Consider the following 20,561-nt stretch of genomic DNA (forward strand, 5'->3'; position numbering starts at 1 on the left):
TTGCTGCGGGGCCTGTACGAGGAGGCCGACGCGGGCCGCCCGGTCGCCGCGACGGCCGACGCGCTCGGCGTCAGCGCCCGCGCGCTGCACCGCCGCTCCCTGGCGGCCTTCGGCTACGGCCCCAAGACGCTGGCCCGCGTCCGGCGGCTGCAACGCGCCCTCGCCCTGGCCCGGGAGGGCACGCCCCTCGCCGAGACGGCCGCCCGGACCGGCTTCGCCGACCAGGCGCATCTGGCCCGGGACGTGCGGGAACTGGCGGGTGCGACGCTGGTCGAGCTACTGCGCGGCTAGCGGCGCGAACAGGTCGACGCCGTGGCCGTCCGGGTCGTCGACGACGGCGTAGCGCTGCCCCCAGGGGGCGTCCCAGGGCTCCCGCTCGCCGTGGCAGCCGGCGCCGGTCAGCTCGGCGTAGAAGGCGTCCACCTCGGCGGGCGTGTCGCACAGCAGGGCGAGCGAGTGCCGTCCGCCCCCGGCCGGCGGCTGCCACCCGGGGGTGAAGGAACGGACGGAGTCCTCGGTGTCCAGGAGCAGCCGGATGCCGCCCGGCAGCTCGGCCTCGGCGTGCGGCTGCGCCTCGGAGCCCGCGGGGAAGGCGAAGCCGAGCCGGCGGTAGAAGGTCACGGAGGCGGCCATGTCGGAGACGATGAGGCCGATGGCGTCGAATCGTGCGGTCATGCGGCCACCGTAGGCGGGGCGCGCGGTCCCGGTCTTGAAGAAAACGGACGCCCCGCTGCCGGCACCCGTGCCTCAGAACCTGCTCAAGTCCGTTGAACGACACGGGGTGCCCGGCCGATCATGGCCGCATGTTCGGACGACTGGCCCCACCGGAACTCAACGTCCTCGTCCTGCGCGACACGGACGTCGTCGCCCACGGCATCCGCCGGGCGCTCGCCGAGGCGACGCCCGAGGAACGGCCCGGACTGGAGCGCGCCGCGGCCCTGGTCGAGCGGGCCGCCGCGGAGCCCGACGCGGCACTGTTCGCCCGCTGGGTCCACGAACGCCTCGCCGCGGCCGGTCACGAGGGCCCCGTCGACTCCGTCCGGGCGGTCAAGACCCTGCGCGAGGCGACCCCCGGACTCAGCCTGCGCCAGGCCGTCAGGCTGACGAAGGACGCCGCCGCGCACGCCCCCTAGTCGCACGGGGACCGCCCCGGTGGAACACCTGTACGGCAGGATGACCGCATGATTCGTCACGCGCGTGTCCTGCCGGTGCTGCTGCTGGCCCCGCTGCTGCTCACCGCCTGCGGCTCGGAGAAGGCGGGCGACCCCCGCCCGTCCGGCTCCGGCTCGGCCGCCGCCCCGGCCGCGGCCCCCGACACCGGCGAACTCGCCTCCCGCGCCCAGGCGATGGGGGTGGCCCCCGAACTGGTCTACGTCACCGAGGCCCCCGGCTTCACCCTCGCCCAGCAGTCCGTCGGCGTCCTCGGCGACGAGGGCTTCTCCGCCACCTGGGTCGACGGCGACACCCACGCGCTGCTGCGCCTGGCCGTCGACCGGGGCACGATCACGGCCGGCACCTGCCCCGAGCAGCCCGTCGGCGACCTGTCCGACGAGCACACCACCTGCGAGCGCGACGGGGACGCCTGGTACCGCACCGGTGCCGGACGCCACGAGTACGCGCTGCCCGAGGAGGAGCACGTCGTACGCGTCTCCGCCGAGACGGACACCGTACCGCGCGACGTCCTGCGCGCGGCCGCCCTCGCCGCCCACCGCCCGGACGCCGCCGAGACCGAACGCCTCCTGCCCTCCGCCGAACCCGCGCCCGCCACGCCGGTCGAGCGCGGCGACCTGCCCCCGTTCGGCGACGGTGCCCCCGACAACCACGTGGGCGAGGGCGGCTGACCCGGCCCGCCATCTCCGACAGGGGCTGGCGGACCGTGGTCAGGGCGGGGGCGGCCCAGCGCGCCTCGGGCAGGTCGTCGAAACCGACCACGCTCATGTCCCGGGGGACCGTCAGGCCCCGCTCGGCCAGCGCCTCGTAGACGCCGAGGGCCATCGCGTCCGAGCAGACGAACACGGCCGTCGGAGGGACGGGCAGGTCCAGCAGCTCCCGCATGCGGCGGCGGGCGGTGGCCCGGTCGAAACCGGCGTGGCGGACGTACTCGGGGCGGTGGCGCACTCCCGCCGCGGCGAGTGCGGAGCGGTACCCGGCGACCCGTGCGCCGCTGCACTGCCTGCGCCGCCGGCCCGCGACGACGGCGATGCGTTCGTGGCCGAGGCCCAGCAGGTGCTCGGTCGCCGTCACCCCGCCCTGCCAGTTCGCCGCACCCACGGACACCACGCCGGGCGGCGGTTCCACGGCCGGGTCGATCAGCACGAAGGGGATGCGGTGCCGCGCCAGCCAGGCGTACTGGGCGGCGGTCAACTCCGCCAGGTTGAACAGGACTCCGGAGGTGCCGCGGATCACGAGCCGGTCCAGCCCGCCGCCTTCGGGCCGCGGCTCCTCGGGGGACCCGGAGCGGGGCCGGTTCAGGCCCGCCGAGACCACGACCTCCAGGCCCGCGTCGTACGCCGCCTCCTCCACGCCGTGCAGTACGGCGCCCGACCAGGAACTCTCCAGGGAGTGCACGACGAGGTCGACCAGCCGGGGCGCCCGCGCGGTGTCGAAACGGGGGCGGCGGACATAGCCGAGGCGATCCAGCGCCTCCGCGACCCGGCGCCGGGTCGCGGGGGCCACGTCCTCGCGCCCGTTGACCACCTTGGACGCGGTCGGCACCGAGACTCCCGCCGCCCGGGCCACCACCGCCAGCGTCGGCCCGGCCGACGTGCTCCCACTCGCCGTTCGGACCATCGGTCGACCACCTCTCCGGCCCGCCCGGGCCCCGGATAGAAAGCGCTTCCTATCCTAGGTTCGCGGTGCCACGGCGGGGAAGAGCGGGGGAGCCGGGACAGTGCCGCGTCAGGACGGGGCGCAGGTCGGCCGCCCCGAGGGCGGAGGTGGCGACTGCGGCTCCAACAGCGGCGGCTTCGACCAGCTCGGCTTCGGCGCGCCGAGGTACGCGAGCTTCGGCACGCCGAGGTACGCGAAGTGACGCCACGGCACCCTTGCGGACGGTGACGCCGCCGCCGCTACGCCGTGAAGGCCGCCACCGTGTCCAGCCCGGCCTGCCGCAGCGTCCGGTGGACGGCCGGGCGGGCACCCCGCACGGTGAGGGCGACCGGCTCCGGCGTCCGAGTCACCGTCCGCAGCAGCGCGTAGGCGCAGGCCAGGTCGATGTGGTCCAGGGCGCTCATCTCCAGGGTCCAGGCCCCCGGCTCCCGCAGCCGCGGGTCGAGGAGCAGTTCCTCCAGCAGGCGCAGCGCGGGGGCGTCCAGGTCCCCGGAAAAGGCCAGCACCGCGTGCCGCCCGTCGGCCTCGGCGATCCTCACGGGTGCGTCCGTCACGACAGCCTCCTCGGTGGCGCCCTACGTGCGTGGCATGCCCGGTCTCCATTGTCCCCCAGCGGTGTCCGTCGCGGCGTCCCGGAATAGATCCGCACGGCGTGACGCTGTGCTGTGCGCGGTACGAGAGTGCGGCGAAGGGCTGGTGGGCGCATGCGGTCAGGCCAGACGAACCCCGTGGTCAGGACGGTCCACGGCGCGGTACGCGGCAGGTACGAGCACGGTGTCGCCGTGTTCCGGGGCATCCCCTACGCGGCACCTCCCTTCGGACCGGGCCGTTTCCGCCCGCCCCTGCCGCCCGAGCCCTGGGACGGCGTCCGGGACGCGGGTTCCTTCGGCCCCACGGCCCCGAAACCGCCGTACTCCGAGGCCTTCGCCCGGTACCTCTCCGATCCGGCGATCCCCGGCGACGACTGCCTCAACCTCAACGTCTGGACCCCCGAACCCGGCCCCGGCGCCCGCCTGCCCGTCCTGGTCTGGCTGCACGGCGGCGCGCTGACCAGAGGCTCCTCCGCCGTACCGGTCTACGACGGCCACACCTTCGCCCGCGACGGCGTGGTCTGCGTGTCGGTCAACTACCGACTGGGTGTGGAGGGCTACGGACTGTTCCCGGGCGTTCCCGCCAACGCCGGCCTGCGCGACCAGATCGCCGCCCTCCAGTGGGTGCGGGACTCCATCGCGGCCTTCGGCGGCGACCCCGACCGGGTCACCGTCGCCGGCCAGTCCGCGGGCGCCATCAGCACCGGCGCGCTCCTCGCCGCACCGCGGGCCCAGGGCCTGTTCCGGCGGGCCGTGCTCCAGAGCGGGGCGCCCGAGGCCACCGACCGCGACAAGGTGCGGCGCATGGTCCGCCGCATGGCCTCCCGCCTGAAGGTCCCCGCCACCGCGGAGGCCTTCGCCGCCGCCGACCGTGACCAACTGCTGCGGGCCCAGGCCGAGGTGGGCAGATTCAGCAGCCCCGTCCTCGGCGGCCCCGGCTTCGGCCTCGTCGTCGACGGCGACGTGCTGCCCCGCGATCCCCTGGAGGCGCTCCTCGACGGCGACGCGGCCCCGGGCGTCGACCTCATGATGGGCTGGACCCGCGACGAGTACCGGCTCTGGCTGGTCCCCGGCGGCCTCCTCGAACGCGTCGACCGGCTCGGCGCGGTGGCCCTCGCGGGCGCCCGCGCCCGCTGCCACTGCGACAACGAGGTGGTACGCGGCTACCGCGCGCTGCGCCCCGACGCGGGGACCGCCGAGACCGTCGGCCAGCTCGTCACCGACCACCTGCTGCGCATCCCGATGCACCGCCTCGCCGACGCGCGGCCCGCCTCCTCGCACGTCTACGAGTTCGCCTGGCCGTCCAACCTGCCCGACCTCGGCGCGTGCCACGCCCTGGAGCTGGGCTTCGTCTTCGACTCCGGCGACGGCCCCGACGCGCGCAGGCTCGCGGGCGAGGGGGCGCCGCAGGAGCTGGCCGACGCGATGCACGGGGCGTGGGTGCGGTACGTGGAGACCGGCGACCCCGGCTGGGCGTCCTGGGACGCCACGCACCCCGTACGAGTCTTCGGCGACGGCGCCCCGCGAACGGCCCACGGCCCGCTGGACGCTGAGTACGACCTGTGGAAGGCCGACGTCACCACGCCCCGAGGAACGCGGCCCAGGCGTCTGGTGCGACGGTGAGGTGTCCCTGCGGGGCTTTTGAGTCGCGGATGTGGACGGCGGTGGCTTCTTGGGCGACCTCGACGCAGTTGCCGCCTTCATCGCCGCTGTAGCTGGACCTGTGCCATTCGTAGGCGACTTCGATGCAGTTGCCGCCGTCGCTTCCGCTGTAGCTCGACTTGAACCACCGAAGTGCGCTGCCGCTCATTGCTCTCCCAGGAGACGGTCCAGCAGATCCCTCGTGTCCTCGGGGGTGAGGGCCTGAGATCGCAGCATCGCACATTTCTGCGTAAGGATCGCCACCTCATCGGGGTCGGCGATGAGGTGACTGCCGCGCTGGTTCTCCGTGTAGGCGAGCCGCTGGTGTTCGGGTGTCTCCAGCAGCACGAACGGCCCGTTCAGTCCTGCGTGACTCGTTCGGTCCTGAGGCAGTACCTGGAGCATGAGCCCAGGTAGCTCCGAGCACGCGCGCAGATGCCGCAACTGCTCGCGCCAGACGGTCCGTCCGCCAATCGGTGCCCGAACGACGGGCTCCCACACCACGAAGCAGGTGATCGGCGGCTCCTTGCCCTGCAGAATCCCCTGCCGCTCGATGCGTGCCGCCGCCAGCCGGGCGATCGTGTCCTCGTCGTAGAAGGGCACGCGGCTGCGGAACACCGCCCACGCGTACGCCTCCGTCTGAAGTAGACCCGGCAACACCTGGTTCTCGTACGACGAGATGGCGATGGCCTCCCGCTCCCGGTCCAGGAACTCCTCCGCCCACAGCGGGACCAGATCCACCTCCGGCATTTTGCTGAGCGCGATCGACAACGCCCCCTTCGTCCCCAGGAGTTCGTCGAGCTGCTCGGCGAGATCCGGCTTCAGTGGGCGGCGGCCCTGTTCGATCGAGGCGATCTGCTGCTCGCCGATGACGAATCGCTCGCCCAGCGACCTCTGGGTATGCCCGGCGGCCTGCCGGTAGAGGGCGAGCAGCGCCCCCACCATCTTCATCGCGGAGGCGTTCCTCCGTGTCGTCGTGCCCATGAGGTCGAACTCCCCACCCGCGCGCGTACGTTCACCCTCGCGCACCCGTACAGACCGGATGTACGGCCATGCGCACTGTCCCATCATGACCACGGAGCGTGACCCTCGTCCCGTGAACAACGAAACTCCACCCCCGTCCCCACGTGAGCGCTTCTATCGCCGGGAGCGCCGGTCCGTCCCCGCCGCGCGGGAGTTCGCGAGGGAGGCGCTCGCCGACTGGGGGGTGCGCGGCCGCGCGGACGACGTGGTGCTGTGCGTCAGTGAACTGGCGACCAACGCCCTGCTGCACGGCGTACCGCCGGGCCGGGGCTTCCTGCTGCGGTTGCTGCCCTGCGGCGACGGCGTACGCGTCGAGGTCCATGACAGCGGGGACGGCGTACCGGCCGTACCGCTGGACCCCGGCGGGTCGGACGAGGGCGGGCGCGGGCTGCTGCTGGTGTCGGAGCTGGCGGACAAGTGGGGCGTGACGGAGCGGGAGCCCGGCAAGGTCGTGTGGTTCGAGTGCGCCGTCCCGGTGGACTGACGGGCACGCCCGTCTGCCCTCGGGGGCCTTCACCGGATCTCCACGCTCCGTCACCTGTGACGGGTCAGGCCCAGCAGCCGTTCACGGTCGCGGCGAGGCCGTCCATGGCGTCCTTGATGTCGCTCGGGGCGGCCGTCGAGTTGTTCTCGATGAAGGAGAAGATCCGCCAGTCGCCGTCGTCGGTCCGGGTGACACCGCTCAGGGCGATGGCACCGGTGAGCGTGCCGGTCTTGGCGTGCACCTTGCCGACGGCGCACTGGGAGTTGGGGTCGTCGAAGCGCCCCCACTCCGGGCCGAGGCTGGCCCCGGCCTCGCCCGCGACCGGCAGTCCCTCCAGGATCGAACCCAGGGCGGGGGACTCCGTGATCGCGTCGAGGAGCTGCGCGAGGGTCGCGGCCGGGATGCGGTCGGCGCGGGAGAGGCCGCTGCCGTCGTGCATTTCGAAGTTGTCCAGGGAGATCCCGTACGAGCTGAGCACCTGGCGGACCAGCTCGACGCCGCCCTCGAAGGTGGCCGGCTTGCCCAGCTCCACGGCGGTCATCCGCAGCAGGGTCTCGGCGATGTTGTTGTGGCTGGTCTTCAGCATCTTCTTGACGATGTCCGACAGCGGCGCCGACTTGTGCTGCGCCACCGGCACGTCGGACTGCTTCGCCGTCGTGCGGGCGACGTCGCCGGTGACGGTGACGCCCTGCGCGGCGAGCTGCTTCGCGAAGACCTTGCCCGCGTCGATGGACGTGTCCTGGACGGCGGCGCCGTCGACGACGAGGGAACGGACCGGGGCGATCTCGGTGGGGTAGTAGCCCTCGTTCCAGCCCTCGGCGAGGCTCGGGTCGGCGAACAGGCTGTCGTCCACCCGGACCTGGACGTCGGTCCGGCCCGCCGCCTTGAGTCCGTCGGCGGCGGTCTTGGCCAGCTCGGCGACGTCCTCGCTGGTGAGGGTGCGGTCGCCGCCGCCGACGAGGGTGAGGGTGCCCTCGCCGTACACGACCTTCGTGGTGAACTCGTGGTTCGCGCCCAGCAGTGTCAGGGCCGTGGTGGCCGTGGCGAGCTTGGCGTTGGAGGCCGGCATGAGGGCGGTGGAGCCGTTGTGGTCCCACAGGGCGGTGTCCGAGTCGGCGTCGAGCACGACGCCGCTGACGTCGGTGCCCAGACGCTTGTCGGCGAGGCGCTCATCGAGGTTCTTGACCAACTGGGCGTCGTCGGCGGCGAGGTCGTCGACGGAGACGCCCTGGGTCTGCGGAGTGGTGTCGTCGGCGGCGAAGGCCGAGGTGCCGGCCAGCGTGGCGGAGGCCACGGGCACGGCCATCGCGAGCACGAGGGCCCGGCGTGCGCCGATGCGGCTCACTCTCGCCCTGCGGTGCCTGCGCCGTCCGCCCGGGGCGAAGGTGTTCGTGGGGGTTTCGTCCGGCGTACCAGTCATGAAGTGAAATCCAAAGATCGGTTACTTCTTCTGTGGGGGTGAAGCGTCGGGCACGCTACCAGCCGTCATATGAAGGGCTGGGACGAAAACTGACAGGGTGTGAATGTCTTGCGACCGTATGCCGGAACGGGAGTCCGGGTGCTTTCGTGAAAGCGGCTTTCCCGAGGCCGAACGCGTGATTCCGTTGCCCTTCAGTGCCCCTGGACGCGGGACTTCGGGGCAGCGCCCCGCCACCGGGCGCGCAGCACCGTGCCACCGGCCACCGCCAGACCCGCCACCGCCCCGGCGGCGATCACCCGGCCCAGTCCCGAGCCGGTCCCGGACACCGGGACGGCCGCCGCTGCCGCCACCACACCCGCGCCCGCGCAGGCCGCGACCGCCTCGCCCCACACCCGTGCGGTCCCGCGCCCCCACCGCCACGGCCACGTCTCGCTGGTCACCAGGTAGGCGACCAGCAGCCCGACCACACAGGCGCCCTCCCACCGGGCCGGTTCCCCGAAGGCCGCGATCACCACCACGCCCGCCGCCAGCAGCGTCGTCCGGTGGCGCAGCAGCCGGTAGGACCACCAGACGGCCTCCACCGACGGCCGCCGGTCCAGCGAGGGCGCGGCCCACAGCGCGAAGGCGACGGCGCAGACGAAGGGCACCGCCTCCCCGGCGGTACCCACCGTCGCCCACGGCCGCCACGCCATCACGACGGCCGCCGCCCCCAGCACCCGCACCGGCACCGTGCCGATCCAGTAGCCGAGGTACTCCCGCAGGCCGACCCGCGTGTCCGGCGCCGTCATCGCGCGCGCCCCCTTCCGCCGACCCGCCCCGCCAGCAGCGGCGCCAGCGCCAGATCCAGTGACTCGCCCTGCGTGTGCCGGAGCACCGGCACACCGCTGTCCCGCATCGCGAACCGCATCGCGTCCCGCTCCGCGCGCCACAGACGCAGCCCCAACTCGCCCGCCACGTCGCCCGGTTCCACCACCGGGTCGCCGCTCGGTATCTCCACGACGACCGGGCGCCGCCCGCGCGCCTGGAGATCGCGCAGCACCTCCAGCATCCGTGCGTCGCTGAGCGGGGTGAACACGTACACGAGTGCCCCCTCCGGCAGTGCGGGCGGCGGGACCCGCTCAAGACCGTCGCCGCCGAAGCCGCGGTCCTTGCGCACGTCGAGGACGCTCTCCACGATGCGGTAGAACGCCGCGTCCCCGGTGCCCGGCGCCAGCCACCGGGTGGTGCCGCCGGTCGAGACGACCCCCACCCGGTCGTGGGTGCGCAGATACGCCCGGGTGAGCCCGGCGGCGGCCCGTACCGTCTCGTCCAGGGACGACAGTCCGGTCACCGGGTCGACCACGTCGCCGAACGCGTCGATCAGCATCACCGTGTCGGCGGCCCGCTCGGCCGCGAACCGGTGCAGCTGCACGGACCCGCGCCGGGTCGTCGACGGCCAGTGGATGCGCCGCTGCCGCTCCCCGGGGACCCAGGGCCCCACCCCGATGACCTCGACGCCCTCCCCGGACTGCGGCGAGGCGTGCTCGCCGAGCCGCTGCGGCAGCCGTACCGGGATCGGTGTGAACCGGGCCTGCGTGGCGCGCGGGAACACGGACACCTCGGCCGCCTCGACGCGCACGGTGCGGCGCACGGTGCCGCCGGGGTCGTACACGTCGACGTCCACCGGGCCGAGTGACCAGCGGCCCCAGTGCAGCGCCGTGTGCCGCAGCGTCACCGTGGACGGGCCGACGACGACCTCGTCGAGGCGCAGTCCGGGCCCGAGCGTGACCCCGGGGTCGAGGCGCACGGCGTCGCCGTCGTGGGCCACCGCGATGCGGACGGTGACCGTGTCGCCCTCGAAGCAGCGCCCCGGTTCGACGGTCGTCGAGGTCTCCACGCGGCGGGCGTGGGCGCGGGGCAGCGCGAGCGCGAGCAGCACCAGCGGAGCCGCCGCGAGCGCCAGCAGCCACGCCCGGCCGGTGAGCAGCGCGGCGGCCAGCGCCACGACGGCGACGGTCAGCAGCCGCAGGGTGCGTTCGCTCGGACGCGGGCCGCCGGGCGGCGGGGGCGGTGGCTGTGTCGGGGCGGTGGGCCAGCGCGGGCACCGCGAGACCCTTGATGTCCTCCGGGACCACGTAGTCGCGGCCGTCCAGCACGGCACGGGCGCGGGCGAGCTGGACCAGGGCGAGTCCGCCGCGCGGCGAGGCGCCGATGCTGATCTGGGGGTGCTCGCGGGTCGCGCCGACGAGCGCGACGGCGTACTCCAGCAGGTCGTCGTCTATCTCCACCCGCTCCACGACGGCCCGCCACGCCACCACGTCGTCCGGCCCCGCGAGCCGGTCGAGCACGGCCTCGGGCGCGGCCCGGTCGATCCGGGCCCGCAGCATCGCCAGCTCCTCCCGGGCGGACAGGTACCCCATCCGCACCCGCAGCTGGAACCGGTCGAGCTGTGCCTCGGGCAGCGAGTACGTGCCCTCGTACTCCACCGGGTTGGCCGTCGCGATCACCACGAACGGGTCGGCGAGCGGCCGCGTCTCGCCGTCCACGGTCACCTGCGACTCGGCCATCGCCTCCAGCAGCGCGGCCTGCGTCTTCGGCGGCGTCCGGTTGATCTCGTCGGCGAGCAGCAGGTGCGTGAAGACCGGGCCGGGGTGGAACACCATCTCGCCGGTGCGCTGGTCGTACAGCGGCGTTCCGGTGACGTCGGAGGGCAGCAGGTCGGGCGTGAACTGGATCCGGCGGAAGTCCAGGCCGAGCGTGGTGGCGAAGGACCGCGCGAGGAGTGTCTTGCCGAGCCCCGGCAGGTCCTCGACGAGGACGTGGCCGCCGGCCAGCACGCCCAGCATCACGAGTTCGAGCGCGTCCGGCTTGCCGACGACGGCACGGCCGATCTCGCGCAGTACGGCACCGGCCTGCTCGCCGACCTGCTCGGCGGTGCGGAGCCGGTTCGTGGAGGGAGTCGTCACGTCGCTTGGTCCTTACCGGTACGGGGGATGCGGGTGCTGGGCGTGCTGCGGGTGCTGGAGGCGCTGGGCGCGGCGAGTGCTTCGAGCCGGTCGACGAGGCGGCGCAGCACGTCGACGGGGACCTCGCCGTCGGGTCCGGTGCCCGGTGTCGCGGGGCCGAGCCACGGCCACAGCTCGGGGCCGACCAACTCGGCGGCCCGCTCGGGCTGGTGCTCCAGGGACACGTGGTGGTGCTCGGCGAGCGCGGCGGCGTACAGGTGGCGCAGTTCGGCCCGCAGCACCGCACGGTAGTAGAGGGCGCCGTCGGGTCCGGTGGACGTGGTCACGTTCCGGCGCCACTCGCCCATGCCGGGCACCCGGGTCCGCAACAGCCGTACCTCGTCCCGGTACGCGGAGTCCAGGGCGCCCGCCCCGGTGACGTACCGGGCGACGAGCAGGGCCACGGCGACGAGCAGGGCGACCAGGGCGCCGGCCGCCCCGGCGCCGTCGAGGAGCAGGACGAGCAGCAGGCCCGAGCCGGCGACCGCGCCGCCGAGCAGCCCGAGCCGGGGCAGGGTGAGCATGTCCTCTGCCGGGGTCTCCCGCACGGGCCGGTTCACCGTCCTGCCTCCCGGCCCGGGTCCACGTCCCGATCCCGCAGCAGTGACGCGATCTCCTCCAGGGCGCCGGCCGCGGCTTCCCGGTGTGCGCCGCCCATCGGGTGCGAGGAGTAGCGGGCCTCGCGGAAGAGCGCGGTGAGGCGCGGGGCGGCCGGGCCGGGGGTGAAGCCCGCGCCGGCGGCGCGGGTGAGCAGGTCGGCCGGGCTGTCGGAGGCGTGCCGGGGCACACCGGACGCGGCGAGGGCGTCCTCCATCGCCGCGTAACAGGCGATGACGGCCGCGCGGGCGTCGTCACCGGTACCGGCCAGGGCGCGGCGGCCCGAGTCCACGGCGGACAGGAGCAGCCGCGCGTCGTCGCCCTCCGTCAGGGTGCCCGCGCGGTCGGGGCGTTGCGGCACCCTCAGCCCGAACCGGCGCAGCCGCCGTACGACGGCCACCACGACGAGCACGACGGCGACCGCGGCCAGCAGCGCGAGCACGAGGTACAGCGGCAGGGAGGAATGGTCCGTCGCACCGTGCCGCTGCCGGGGCGGGGGAGTGACGAGGGTCGGCGTGGGCATCGGGTCCGTCGCGAGGGGCGGGGGCGGCCCCGTCGTGTCGTCGCCGGTGGAGAACCGGTGCAGGACCATGGCGAGGACGCCGATGACGCCCGCCGCGGCGAGCAGCAGGGGCGCGGCGACTTCCCGCAGCCGCTCCTCGTGCGGTGGCAGCGAGAACCGGTCGGCGCCGAAACGGTGGCGAAGGTTCTTGACGACCGTCCACGCCCCGAACGTCCAGGCGACGGATGCCCCGATCGCCACGAAGCCCCAGTCGCCGAGCGGGCCCCGGCCGGAGTGCAGCAACCCCTCCGCGGGCCGCAGCGCGAGCGCGGCGAGGGCCAGCGCCGCGACCACCCTGGCGGCGACCCGCACTCCCGGCGCCGCCCGGTGCGCCGTCCGCTCCCCGCGTTCCATGCCGTGCCCCCCGCCGAACCCGCCGCCCCCGAACGCCTGTTCACGGCCATCTTGGCACACGCCGCCCGGTCACTCCCGGGACAGCGTCCGGGCGACCGACGCGACCGTCTCCGGGCCCACCCGGCAGCAGCCGCCGACCAGCCGGGCCCCACGCTCCCGCCAGCCCCGCACCCGCTCGGCCGCGAACGACGAACGCCCCCGCCAGCGCCGCGACCCCGCGTCCCACGTCTCCCCGCTGTTGGGATAGACGACGACCGGTCTGCCGGTGACGCGGGCGGCGGTCTCCACCGCGCCGGACACGTCCTCGGGGGCACAGCAGTTGACGCCCACCGCGACCACCTCCGCCGCGTCGGCGGCCAGGGCGAAGGCCTCCTCCAACGGCTGCCCGGCGCGCGTGCGGTCCCCGGCCACCGTGTACGACAGCCAGGCGGGCACGCCCAGTCCGCGCACCGCCCGCAGCAGCGCCGCCGCCTCGTCGGTGTCCGGGACCGTCTCCAGCGCGAGGACGTCGGGCCGTGCGGCCGCCAGCACCTCCAGGCGGGGACGGTGGAACCGCTCCAGCTCGTCCACGCCCAGGCCGTACCGGCCCCGGTACTCCGAGCCGTCCGCGAGCATCGCCCCGTACGGGCCCGCCGACGCCGCCACCCACAGCCGGCGCCCCGGGCGGCCCGCCCCCGCCCGGCGGGCGGCCTCCCGCGCCGACTCCACGCTGAGCGCCAGCAGTTCGGCGGCCCGCTCCCGCCCGATGCCGCGCCGGGCGAAGCCCTCGAAGGTGGCCTGGTAGCTGGACGTGATCGCCACGTCCGCGCCCGCCTCGTAGTAGGCGAGATGGGCCCGCGTGATCGCCTCGGGGTCCTCGGCGAGCAGCCGGGCCGACCACAGCGCGTCACCCAGGTCGTGCCCGGCCGCCTCCAGTTGGTTGGACAGCCCGCCGTCGAGCACGAGCGGGCCGGAGGCGAGGGTGTCGGCGAAGTCGCTGGTCATGCGTCCGAGGCTACGACGCCCCACCCGTGCTCCGGGACCTTGTCCCCCGAGCGAGCTACAGGCAGGTGTCCACCGTGAGGTGACGATCCGAGGCCGCCGGATCCGTAGCGTCCGGTGCAGCCCGCGGCACTCGAGTCACGGGCCCGACGAAGGAGTTCCCGTGAGGTTCGTGTGGCAGTTCCTGGCCGTGCTGGTGGCCTACGCCATCGGCGGCATCGCCGTCCAGGCGGTGAAGGACAACGACTGGCTCACGCTGGTGGTCGGTCTCACGTCGGTAGCGCTCGTGGTGTTCGTGTACGCCTGGGTGGTGCGGCGGACCGAGCGCCGAGAGGCCCTGGACGTGGCCTTGGAAGGCGCCGCGGCCAAGGCGGGCTGGGGGACGCTGATCGGCTTCGGACTGTTCGGGGCCGTCATCACGAACCTCTTCGCCTCCGGGTACTACGAGGTCGACGGACTCGGCTCGGTCCAGGGAGCGATCGGGCTGGTCGGGTTCATGGCAGCCGCCGCCGCGACGGAGGAGGTCGTGTTCCGCGGGGTCCTGTTCCGGATCATCGAGGAGCACATCGGCACCTACCTCGCACTGGGCCTGACCGGCCTCGTGTTCGGCCTCATGCACCTGCTCAACGAGGACGCCACCCTGTGGGGCGCCCTCGCCATCGCCATCGAGGCCGGCTTCATGCTCGCCGCCGCGTACGCCGCCACCCGCAACCTGTGGCTGACGATCGGCGTGCACTTCGGCTGGAACTTCGCCGCGGGCGGCATTTTCAGCACCGTGGTCTCCGGCAACGGCGACAGCGAGGGCCTGCTGGACGCCGCCATGTCGGGTCCGAAGCTGCTCACCGGCGGCGACTTCGGCCCGGAGGGCAGCGTGTACTCGGTGGGCTTCGGGGCGCTGCTGACGCTGGTGTTCCTGTGGCTGGCGCACCGGCGCGGGAACGTCGTGCCGTTCGGTTCCCGGCGGCGTGCCGCGCGCGCCGACTCCGCCGCTACACTTCCCCGGTGATCGATCGCCGACGGATCCCGGAGCGGATTCCGAAGCTGTGGCGTCGGCTCGACGTCACGGTCCGGGACCTCCCCCTCGGGGTGCTGCTCCTCGTCGCCTCGCTCCTGCCGGAGCTGCGCGGTCAGGGCACGGAGATCGGGGGCCTGCCGACCCGTCCCGCCGACGCGCTGGCCGGGGTGGCGGCCGTCCTGCAATCCGTCCCCCTGGCCGTGCGACGGCGGTGGACACTCGCCTGCCTCACCCTGGTCTCGCTCGGTTTCGCCCTCGACCAACTGCGCGGCTACCACCTGTTCGCGGGCGCCGCGCTCCCCATCGTGCTGATCAACGCGGGCTCCCACCAGGAGAGGTACCGGCGTGCCACGCAGGTCGCCGCCACCCTGGCGTACGTGGCCATGGCCGTCGGGCTGAACGCGCGCGGCGGCGACGAAACGCCGGTCGAGTACGTGACGTTCTACCTGATCCTCGCCCTGGCGTGGGGCATCGGGGCGTGGCTGCGCTCGGCACGCGCCGCGGAGGCCGAGCGGCGCACCCGGGTCGCCGAGGACGCCCGCAGCGCCGAACGCACCCGCATCGCCCGCGAGTTGCACGACGTCGTGACCCACCACGTGACGGCGATGGTCGTGCAGTCGGAGGCGGCCCGGTACCTGACCGCCGCGCCCGAGCGGCTCGACGAGACGCTGGCCGCCGTCAGCGACACCGGCCGGCGGGCCATCACCGACCTGCGGCACCTGCTCGACCTCCTCAACCCCGACCACGGCACCGCCGAGCCGAGGACGCCGCCCGTCGGCCGGGTGCTCACGCTGGTCGAGCAGACCCGCCGGGCCGGGCAGCCGGTGGAGTTCACCGAGGAGGGCACCCCGGCGGCGGCCACCGGCAGCTCCGACCTCGTGGCCTACCGTGTCGTCCAGGAGGCCCTCACCAACGCCCTCAAGTACGACCACGGCGGCAGGACCTCGGTCCTGGTGCGCCACGGAGAACGGGAGATCACGGTGGAGGTCGGCACGGACGGCTCCGGCACGGGGGCCGCGTCCCCCGGCGGCAGCGGGCGGGGGCTGGCCGGTCTGCGGGAGCGGGTCGACGTGCTGGGCGGCGAGTTCAGCGCGGACCGGGCCAGGGACGGCGGCTTCGTCGTCCGGGCCCGGATACCGGGCGGGAGCGGGGGAAGCACGGCATGAGCGCGCCGATCCGGGTCGTGATCTGCGACGACCAGGCACTGATCCGCACCGGTCTCACCACGATCGTCGACGCCCAGCCCGACCTGGAGGTGGTCGGCGAGTGCGGGGACGGGCGGACCGGGGTCGACCTGGCCCGCGAACTGCGCCCGGACGTCGTGGTGATGGACATCCGCATGCCGGTGCTCGACGGTCTGGAGGCCACCCGCCTGCTGGCCGGTGCCGGGGTGGAGCACCCCGTCAAGGTGCTCGTGGTGACGACGTTCAACCTCGACGAGTACGTCTACGAGGCGCTGCGCGCGGGCGCCAGCGGCTTCCTGCTCAAGGACGCGCCGCCGGACCGGCTGCTGCACGGCATCCGCACCGTGGCCATGGGCGCGGCACTGCTCGACCCGGACGTGACGCGCCGCCTCGTCGGCCGGTACGCGGCCCGGATCCGCCCCGCCCAGGGCACCGCCCGGGACATCCCGCTCACCCCCCGGGAGACGGAGGTCCTGCGCCTCATCGCGGACGGCCTCTCCAACAGCGAGATCGCCGCGGCCCTGGTGATCAGCCCCGAGACCGTCAAGACCTTCGTCTCCCGCATCCTCACCAAACTCGACCTGCGCGACCGCGTCCAGGCGGTCGTCTTCGCCTACCGCCACGGACTGGTGACCTGAGCGGAGGACCCGGACGCGGGCCGCCGGGGACACTTCGGCCGCCGCCGAAGGAACCGGCACCTAGCGTGCGGGACATGAGCGACACGAACACCGTCACCGCGCCCGCCGACGCCGTCACCGGCATGGTCGACCACGTCCTGGCCCTGGCCGCCACCTGGACCCGCTGGGACGGGAGCCCGGCACACGTCGACGGCCGCGTCTACACCCCGCACAAGGCGGTCCGGCGGGTCGCCGACCACCTGGTCGACCACCTCGCGGAGCTGGAGGCCCGGCTGGCGGGCGAGGAGACGCAGCCCGACCACTGGCACGCCTCCCTGGTCACCACCGACGCGGACCGCGCGCCCTTCACCGCCGAGGACCTCGACGAGGCCCGCAGCCGCCTCACCCGGCTCGCCCGCATCTGGGCCAACCGCCTCGACGCGCTCACCGACGAGCAGCTCGACCACTCGCCCGGCGAGGGCTGGAGCTTCCGCGCACTCGCCGCGCACCTCGCGGAGTCCGGGTACTACGCCGACGCGGTGGGCGACCTGTCGTGACCGCGACCGCCTTCGCCGCCCTGCACCGGGCCGGTGAACCCCTGCTGCTGCCCTGCGCCTGGGACCACGCCTCCGCGTTCGCCCTCGCGGGGCAGGGCTTCGGCGCCGTCGGAACGACCAGCCTCGGCGTCGCGGCGGCGGGCGGACTGCCCGACGGGGCGTCGGCGACCCGGGACGAGACCCTGCGGCTGGCCCTCGCCCTCGGCTCGGCACCCTTCCTGCTCTCCGTCGACGCGGAGGACGGCTTCAGCGACGACCCGGACCAGGTGGGGGAGTTCGCGCGGGAGCTGGCGGCGGTCGGCGCCGTCGGGATCAACCTGGAGGACGCCCTCGGCCCCGCCGACCGGCACGCCGCGAAGATCGCCGCGGTCCGCTCGGCCGTCCCCGGCCTGTTCGTCAACGCCCGTACGGACACGTACTGGTCGGGCGACGGCGACCCCGCGGAGACGCTGCGGCGCCTGACGGCCTACCGCGAGGCCGGTGCCGACGGCGTCTTCGTCCCCGGGCTGACCGATCCCGGCCGCATCGCCGCTCTCGCCGCCCACTTCGACGTCCCCCTCAACGTCCTGTACTCGCCCACCGGACCCACCCTCGCCCACTTGGCCGACCTCGGTGTACGCCGGGTCAGCCTCGGCTCGCTGCTCTACCGGCGGGCGCTGGGCGCCGCCCTGGAGACGGCCACCGCCGTCCGGGCGGGCCGGACCCCGGAGGGTGCGACACCCGCGTACGACGAGGTGCGCGCGCTGGGCTGACCTCATGCGCGCGGCCAGTTCTCCAGTGCCACGTGCAGGGCGTCGACCACCTTGTCCCAGGACGCCTGTACGTCGCGCGGTGCGCCGAAGCCGCCGGAGGCCTCCAGGGCGCAGTACCCGTGGAAGGTGGAGCGCAGCAGGCGTACCGCGTCGGTGAGGTCGGGCTCGGTCAGGCCGTAGGCGCGCAGCATGCCGTGGGTGATCTCGGCGGTGCGGCGCAGGGCGGGGGACTGGTCGACGCGGATCTGGGTGGCGGCGTAGCGGCCGGGGTGGCGCAGGGCGTACGCCCGGTAGGCCCCCGCGAAGGCGGCCAGCGCCTCCTTCCCGGCCCGGCCCGCCACCGCCCCGGCGATCTCCTCGATCAGCTCGCCGCCGGCCAGCAGCGCGACCCGGACGCGCAGGTCCTGGAGATTGCGCACGTGCGTGTACAGGCTGGCGTCCTTCACCCCGAAGTGCCGGGCGAGCGCGGAGACGGTGACCGCCTCGAACCCGGACGCGTCGGCGAGGTCGGCGGCCGCGGCGACGACGCGGTCCGTGGTGAGACCCACTCGGGGCATGGGCCGCCTTCCTGCAACCTAGGGCTTCTAGGTTTCATGCTAGGGCAGGAAGGGCGGCAGTCGCGGATCACCCGTAAGTCGTTCAACGTTCATCTTCCACGTCGATCCTCCTCGAAGCCGCGCACGGCGGCGGTCTTCGGGAGGAACAGGCATGGGGCACGGACACGGACACACCCACGGTCACCACCACCACGGTCACCCGCACGACCACGAGCACGCCACCGCGCCGGACCTGCCCGCCGCCTTCGACACCGGCATCCCCGACGAGGCCCTGAGCCCCGCACAGCAGTCGCGCCGCGGCCTGCTGCGCCGCGCCGGCCTGCTCGGCGCCGGACTGGCCGCCGGCACCGTCCTCGCCCAAACCGCCACCGCCGCCCCCGCGCGCGCCGCGGGCGACGGCCGCCGCGGCAAGGGCTTCCTCTGGCTGGCCGGTGACCACCACATCCACACCCAGTACAGCAGCGACGGCAAGTACCGCGTCGTCGACCAGGTCCGCCAAGGCGCCCGGCACGGCATGGACTGGCTGGTCATCACCGACCACGGCAGCACCACCCACGCGAAGATCGGCGTGGAGAAGGTCAACCCGGACATCCGCGAGGCCCGCGACGCCCACGAGGACACCCTCGTCTTCCAGGGCCTGGAGTGGAACATCCCGGCCGCCGAGCACGGCACGGTCTTCGTCCACCCCGGCAAGCACGAGGTCTCCGTCCTCAAGCAGTTCGAGACCGACTACGACGGCGGTGTCAAGGGCGCCACCGACTCCACCCCCGCCAACGAGGCCCTCGCCATCGCCGGACTCTCCTTCCTCGCCGACCAGGTCAAGCGGCGCAAGGTCAAGGACGCCCTGATGCTCGCCAACCACCCGGCGCGCAAGGGCATCGACTCCCCGCACGAGATCCGCGCCTGGCGGGACGCCACCTCCCGCGGCCACCAGATCGCCGTCGGCTTCGAAGGCGCACCCGGCCACCAGGCGGGCGGTCTGCCGAAGCCCCTCGGGCCGGGCGGCGCCCGCGGCATCTACGACGGCAGCCCGAGCGCCAACTCCTTCGCCGGCTACCCCCTGGAGAGCTACCGCACCTGGGGCGGCTTCGACTGGATGACGGCCACCGTCGGCGGCCTGTGGGACAGCCTCATCGCCGAGGGCCGCCCCTGGTGGATCACCGCCAACTCCGACTCCCACCAGGTCTACGCCGACACCGGCGCCCGCGGCGGCGGCGACTTCAACGGCAACGGCCGCTACGACGACCCGGTCTACGCCGGGCAGATCGACATCACCCAGAACGACTTCTGGCCCGGCCAGTACAGCCGCACCCACGTCGGCTCCGACGGCTTCTCCTACGCCGCCGTCATGGACGGCATCCGCGCCGGCCGCGTCTGGGTCGACCACGGGCAGCTCGTCAGCGGCCTCGACGTCCGCGTCTCGGGCGGCGGCCGCTGGGCCACGCTCGGCGGCGCCCTGCACGTCCGCAAGGGCACCCGGGTCACCCTGTCCATCGACGTCGCCCTGGCCGGCGGCCCCAACTGGGCGGGATTCGTCCCGAAGCTGGCCCGCGTGGACGTCATCCAGGGCGACGTGACCGGACCGGCCGCCGACCGGGACACCTTCACCGCGCCGACCGCCCGCGTCGTCAAGTCGTACGAGGTGACCGAGGCGAACACGGACACCGGCGCCGTCCGCCTCACCTACGACCTCGGCCGCGTCGACCGCCCCGTCTACCTCCGCACCCGCGGCACGGACGGCAACCGGTCCGCCGTCGGCTCGCTGGGCGCCAAGGTGGACCCGGCCGGCCCCGCCATCGACGTCGTCGGCGACGCCGACCCGTGGCGCGACCTGTGGTTCTACTCCAACCCGGTCTGGGTCCTGCCGTCGTGACACCGCCCGGCGCGCCCCACGTCCTCGGCGTCGACACCGACGCGACGACCCTGCGCGAGGCCGACCACCTGCTCCAGGCGCTGGCGGCCGAACTCGCCCTCCCCGAGGGTGTCTTCGGCTGCACGCACCTGGTGCGGGACGGCCGCCCGCGGGTCGCCCTGTCCCTCGCCGCCGGGGCGGAGCCGGTCCTGCGCACCGCCCGGGACCGGCTCACCGCGCGCGGGTACGAGGTCCGCGACGGCGCCTGGGACGAGAACGGCCGTGCCGTCCTCTTCCCCGGTGCGGCCACCCTCACCGGCACCCTGACGCTCGCCGAGCTGCTCGCCCGCTCCGCCATCGACCGGGTGACCGTCCTGGGCACACCGGACGAGCCCGCTCCGGACACCCGGCTGGTCACCCGGGACCACGTCCGCCCGCACTGGCAGGACGGCCGCCTCGTCCTGGCCGCCATGCCCGCGGTGGGCGGCACCCTGGTGCCCTTCGAGGACCCCGACCCGACACCCTGCTGCGCCGACCACTGACCCGGCCCGCACCCGAGGGG

At 74.3% G+C, this 20,561-nt stretch carries 24 protein-coding genes and 2 pseudogenes; 13 read left to right on the forward strand and 13 right to left on the reverse strand.

Going from position 1 to position 20,561, the window contains the following annotated elements; all coding sequences use genetic code 11:
- Positions 1-291, forward strand: a 291-nt coding sequence (locus BZZ08_RS23000; RefSeq protein WP_133169220.1) for a helix-turn-helix domain-containing protein, incomplete at its 5' end; no start/stop codon positions are given.
- Here BZZ08_RS23000 and BZZ08_RS23005 read toward each other — a convergent pair.
- Entirely contained in the window at positions 277-675 is a 399-nt protein-coding gene (locus tag BZZ08_RS23005) for a VOC family protein (protein ID WP_104634149.1), read from the reverse strand. The two genes, BZZ08_RS23000 and BZZ08_RS23005, sit on opposite strands and share 15 nt — an antisense overlap.
- 128 nt (positions 676-803) lie before the next feature.
- On the opposite strand from BZZ08_RS23005, the gene BZZ08_RS23010 reads away from it, so the two are divergent.
- Both BZZ08_RS23010 and BZZ08_RS23015 read left to right on the forward strand, forming a co-directional pair.
- A complete protein-coding gene (locus BZZ08_RS23010; RefSeq protein ID WP_104634150.1) occupies positions 804-1,133 on the forward strand; it encodes a hypothetical protein in 330 nt (109 codons plus the stop codon).
- A gap of 48 nt (positions 1,134-1,181) precedes the next feature.
- Positions 1,182-1,841: a hypothetical protein gene (locus tag BZZ08_RS23015; protein WP_104634151.1), complete on the forward strand. Its 660-nt coding sequence runs from the start codon at positions 1,182-1,184 to the stop codon at positions 1,839-1,841.
- Here the strand turns inward: BZZ08_RS23015 and BZZ08_RS23020 are convergent.
- Positions 1,804-2,790, reverse strand: a pseudogene (locus tag BZZ08_RS23020) (LacI family DNA-binding transcriptional regulator); the annotation flags it as partial. The gene BZZ08_RS23015 and the pseudogene BZZ08_RS23020 sit on opposite strands and share 38 nt — an antisense overlap.
- A gap of 100 nt (positions 2,791-2,890) precedes the next feature.
- Here BZZ08_RS23020 and BZZ08_RS38865 point away from each other — a divergent pair.
- On the forward strand, positions 2,891-3,031 hold the full coding sequence (locus tag BZZ08_RS38865) for a hypothetical protein (RefSeq protein WP_157953355.1): 141 nt from the start codon (positions 2,891-2,893) through the stop codon (positions 3,029-3,031).
- A gap of 37 nt (positions 3,032-3,068) precedes the next feature.
- Here BZZ08_RS38865 and BZZ08_RS23025 read toward each other — a convergent pair whose 3' ends face one another.
- Complete coding sequence (locus tag BZZ08_RS23025) at positions 3,069-3,383, reverse strand: STAS domain-containing protein (protein ID WP_104634152.1); 315 nt, start codon at positions 3,381-3,383, stop codon at positions 3,069-3,071.
- A 150-nt stretch (positions 3,384-3,533) separates the two neighbouring features.
- Between BZZ08_RS23025 and BZZ08_RS23030 the strand changes: the two genes are divergently transcribed.
- Positions 3,534-5,042: a carboxylesterase/lipase family protein gene (locus BZZ08_RS23030; RefSeq protein ID WP_104634153.1), complete on the forward strand. Its 1,509-nt coding sequence runs from the start codon at positions 3,534-3,536 to the stop codon at positions 5,040-5,042.
- Here BZZ08_RS23030 and BZZ08_RS23035 read toward each other — a convergent pair.
- Both BZZ08_RS23035 and BZZ08_RS23040 read right to left on the reverse strand, forming a co-directional pair.
- Positions 4,996-5,229 carry a DUF397 domain-containing protein gene (locus BZZ08_RS23035; protein WP_104634154.1) on the reverse strand — a complete coding sequence of 78 codons (234 nt, stop codon included), beginning with the start codon at positions 5,227-5,229 and terminating at the stop codon, positions 4,996-4,998. The genes BZZ08_RS23030 and BZZ08_RS23035 overlap by 47 nt on opposite strands.
- Positions 5,226-6,044, reverse strand: coding sequence for a helix-turn-helix domain-containing protein (locus BZZ08_RS23040; protein WP_198601642.1), 819 nt, complete (start codon positions 6,042-6,044; stop codon positions 5,226-5,228). The genes BZZ08_RS23035 and BZZ08_RS23040 overlap by 4 nt, the downstream gene beginning before the upstream one ends.
- 85 nt (positions 6,045-6,129) lie before the next feature.
- Between BZZ08_RS23040 and BZZ08_RS23045 the strand changes: the two genes are divergently transcribed.
- Complete coding sequence (locus tag BZZ08_RS23045; protein ID WP_104634205.1) at positions 6,130-6,567, forward strand: ATP-binding protein; 438 nt, start codon at positions 6,130-6,132, stop codon at positions 6,565-6,567.
- A 64-nt stretch (positions 6,568-6,631) separates the two neighbouring features.
- On the opposite strand, the gene dacB is transcribed toward BZZ08_RS23045, so the two are convergent.
- From dacB to mmuM, 7 genes and pseudogenes are all read right to left on the reverse strand, one after another.
- On the reverse strand, positions 6,632-7,987 hold the full coding sequence (gene dacB / locus BZZ08_RS23050) for a D-alanyl-D-alanine carboxypeptidase/D-alanyl-D-alanine endopeptidase (RefSeq protein ID WP_104634156.1): 1,356 nt from the start codon (positions 7,985-7,987) through the stop codon (positions 6,632-6,634).
- A gap of 191 nt (positions 7,988-8,178) precedes the next feature.
- Positions 8,179-8,775: a hypothetical protein gene (locus BZZ08_RS23055; RefSeq protein WP_104634157.1), complete on the reverse strand. Its 597-nt coding sequence runs from the start codon at positions 8,773-8,775 to the stop codon at positions 8,179-8,181.
- Positions 8,772-9,971: a DUF58 domain-containing protein gene (locus BZZ08_RS23060; RefSeq protein ID WP_241965543.1), complete on the reverse strand. Its 1,200-nt coding sequence runs from the start codon at positions 9,969-9,971 to the stop codon at positions 8,772-8,774. Before BZZ08_RS23060 ends, BZZ08_RS23055 begins: the two co-directional genes overlap by 4 nt.
- 79 nt (positions 9,972-10,050) lie before the next feature.
- Positions 10,051-10,932: pseudogene (locus BZZ08_RS23065) on the reverse strand (AAA family ATPase); the annotation flags it as partial.
- Entirely contained in the window at positions 10,929-11,531 is a 603-nt protein-coding gene (locus tag BZZ08_RS23070) for a hypothetical protein (protein WP_104634158.1), read from the reverse strand. The gene BZZ08_RS23070 and the pseudogene BZZ08_RS23065, both read right to left, overlap by 4 nt.
- Positions 11,528-12,484 carry a DUF4129 domain-containing protein gene (locus BZZ08_RS23075; RefSeq protein WP_241965544.1) on the reverse strand — a complete coding sequence of 319 codons (957 nt, stop codon included), beginning with the start codon at positions 12,482-12,484 and terminating at the stop codon, positions 11,528-11,530. Before BZZ08_RS23075 ends, BZZ08_RS23070 begins: the two co-directional genes overlap by 4 nt.
- A 69-nt stretch (positions 12,485-12,553) precedes the next feature.
- Complete coding sequence (gene mmuM / locus BZZ08_RS23080) at positions 12,554-13,468, reverse strand: homocysteine S-methyltransferase (protein WP_104634160.1); 915 nt, start codon at positions 13,466-13,468, stop codon at positions 12,554-12,556.
- A 160-nt stretch (positions 13,469-13,628) separates the two neighbouring features.
- Between mmuM and BZZ08_RS23085 the strand changes: the two genes are divergently transcribed.
- The 5 genes from BZZ08_RS23085 to BZZ08_RS23105 all read left to right on the forward strand — a co-directional run bounded on the left by BZZ08_RS23085 (position 13,629) and on the right by BZZ08_RS23105 (position 17,590).
- Complete coding sequence (locus BZZ08_RS23085; protein WP_198601643.1) at positions 13,629-14,471, forward strand: CPBP family intramembrane glutamic endopeptidase; 843 nt, start codon at positions 13,629-13,631, stop codon at positions 14,469-14,471.
- Positions 14,468-15,646, forward strand: a complete 1,179-nt coding sequence (locus BZZ08_RS23090; RefSeq protein ID WP_104634162.1) for a sensor histidine kinase — start codon at positions 14,468-14,470, stop codon at positions 15,644-15,646. Before BZZ08_RS23085 ends, BZZ08_RS23090 begins: the two co-directional genes overlap by 4 nt.
- Positions 15,643-16,302, forward strand: a complete 660-nt coding sequence (locus BZZ08_RS23095) for a response regulator (protein ID WP_104634163.1) — start codon at positions 15,643-15,645, stop codon at positions 16,300-16,302. Before BZZ08_RS23090 ends, BZZ08_RS23095 begins: the two co-directional genes overlap by 4 nt.
- A 74-nt stretch (positions 16,303-16,376) precedes the next feature.
- Positions 16,377-16,838 carry a hypothetical protein gene (locus BZZ08_RS23100; RefSeq protein WP_198601644.1) on the forward strand — a complete coding sequence of 154 codons (462 nt, stop codon included), beginning with the start codon at positions 16,377-16,379 and terminating at the stop codon, positions 16,836-16,838.
- Positions 16,835-17,590, forward strand: a complete 756-nt coding sequence (locus tag BZZ08_RS23105) for an isocitrate lyase/PEP mutase family protein (RefSeq protein WP_104634165.1) — start codon at positions 16,835-16,837, stop codon at positions 17,588-17,590. The genes BZZ08_RS23100 and BZZ08_RS23105 overlap by 4 nt, the downstream gene beginning before the upstream one ends.
- Before the next feature lie 2 nt (positions 17,591-17,592).
- Here the strand turns inward: BZZ08_RS23105 and BZZ08_RS23110 are convergent, their stop codons facing one another.
- Positions 17,593-18,147: a TetR/AcrR family transcriptional regulator gene (locus BZZ08_RS23110; RefSeq protein ID WP_104634166.1), complete on the reverse strand. Its 555-nt coding sequence runs from the start codon at positions 18,145-18,147 to the stop codon at positions 17,593-17,595.
- Positions 18,148-18,298: 151 nt separating this feature from the next.
- On the opposite strand from BZZ08_RS23110, the gene BZZ08_RS23115 reads away from it, so the two are divergent.
- Positions 18,299-20,020: a PHP domain-containing protein gene (locus BZZ08_RS23115; RefSeq protein ID WP_104634167.1), complete on the forward strand. Its 1,722-nt coding sequence runs from the start codon at positions 18,299-18,301 to the stop codon at positions 20,018-20,020.
- A complete protein-coding gene (locus BZZ08_RS23120; protein ID WP_104634168.1) occupies positions 20,017-20,541 on the forward strand; it encodes a hypothetical protein in 525 nt (174 codons plus the stop codon). Before BZZ08_RS23115 ends, BZZ08_RS23120 begins: the two co-directional genes overlap by 4 nt.
- Positions 20,542-20,561 lie beyond the last annotated feature (20 nt).

It is taken from the genome of Streptomyces sp. MH60 (assembly GCF_002939385.1).
In the GTDB taxonomy this organism is placed as follows: domain Bacteria; phylum Actinomycetota; class Actinomycetes; order Streptomycetales; family Streptomycetaceae; genus Streptomyces.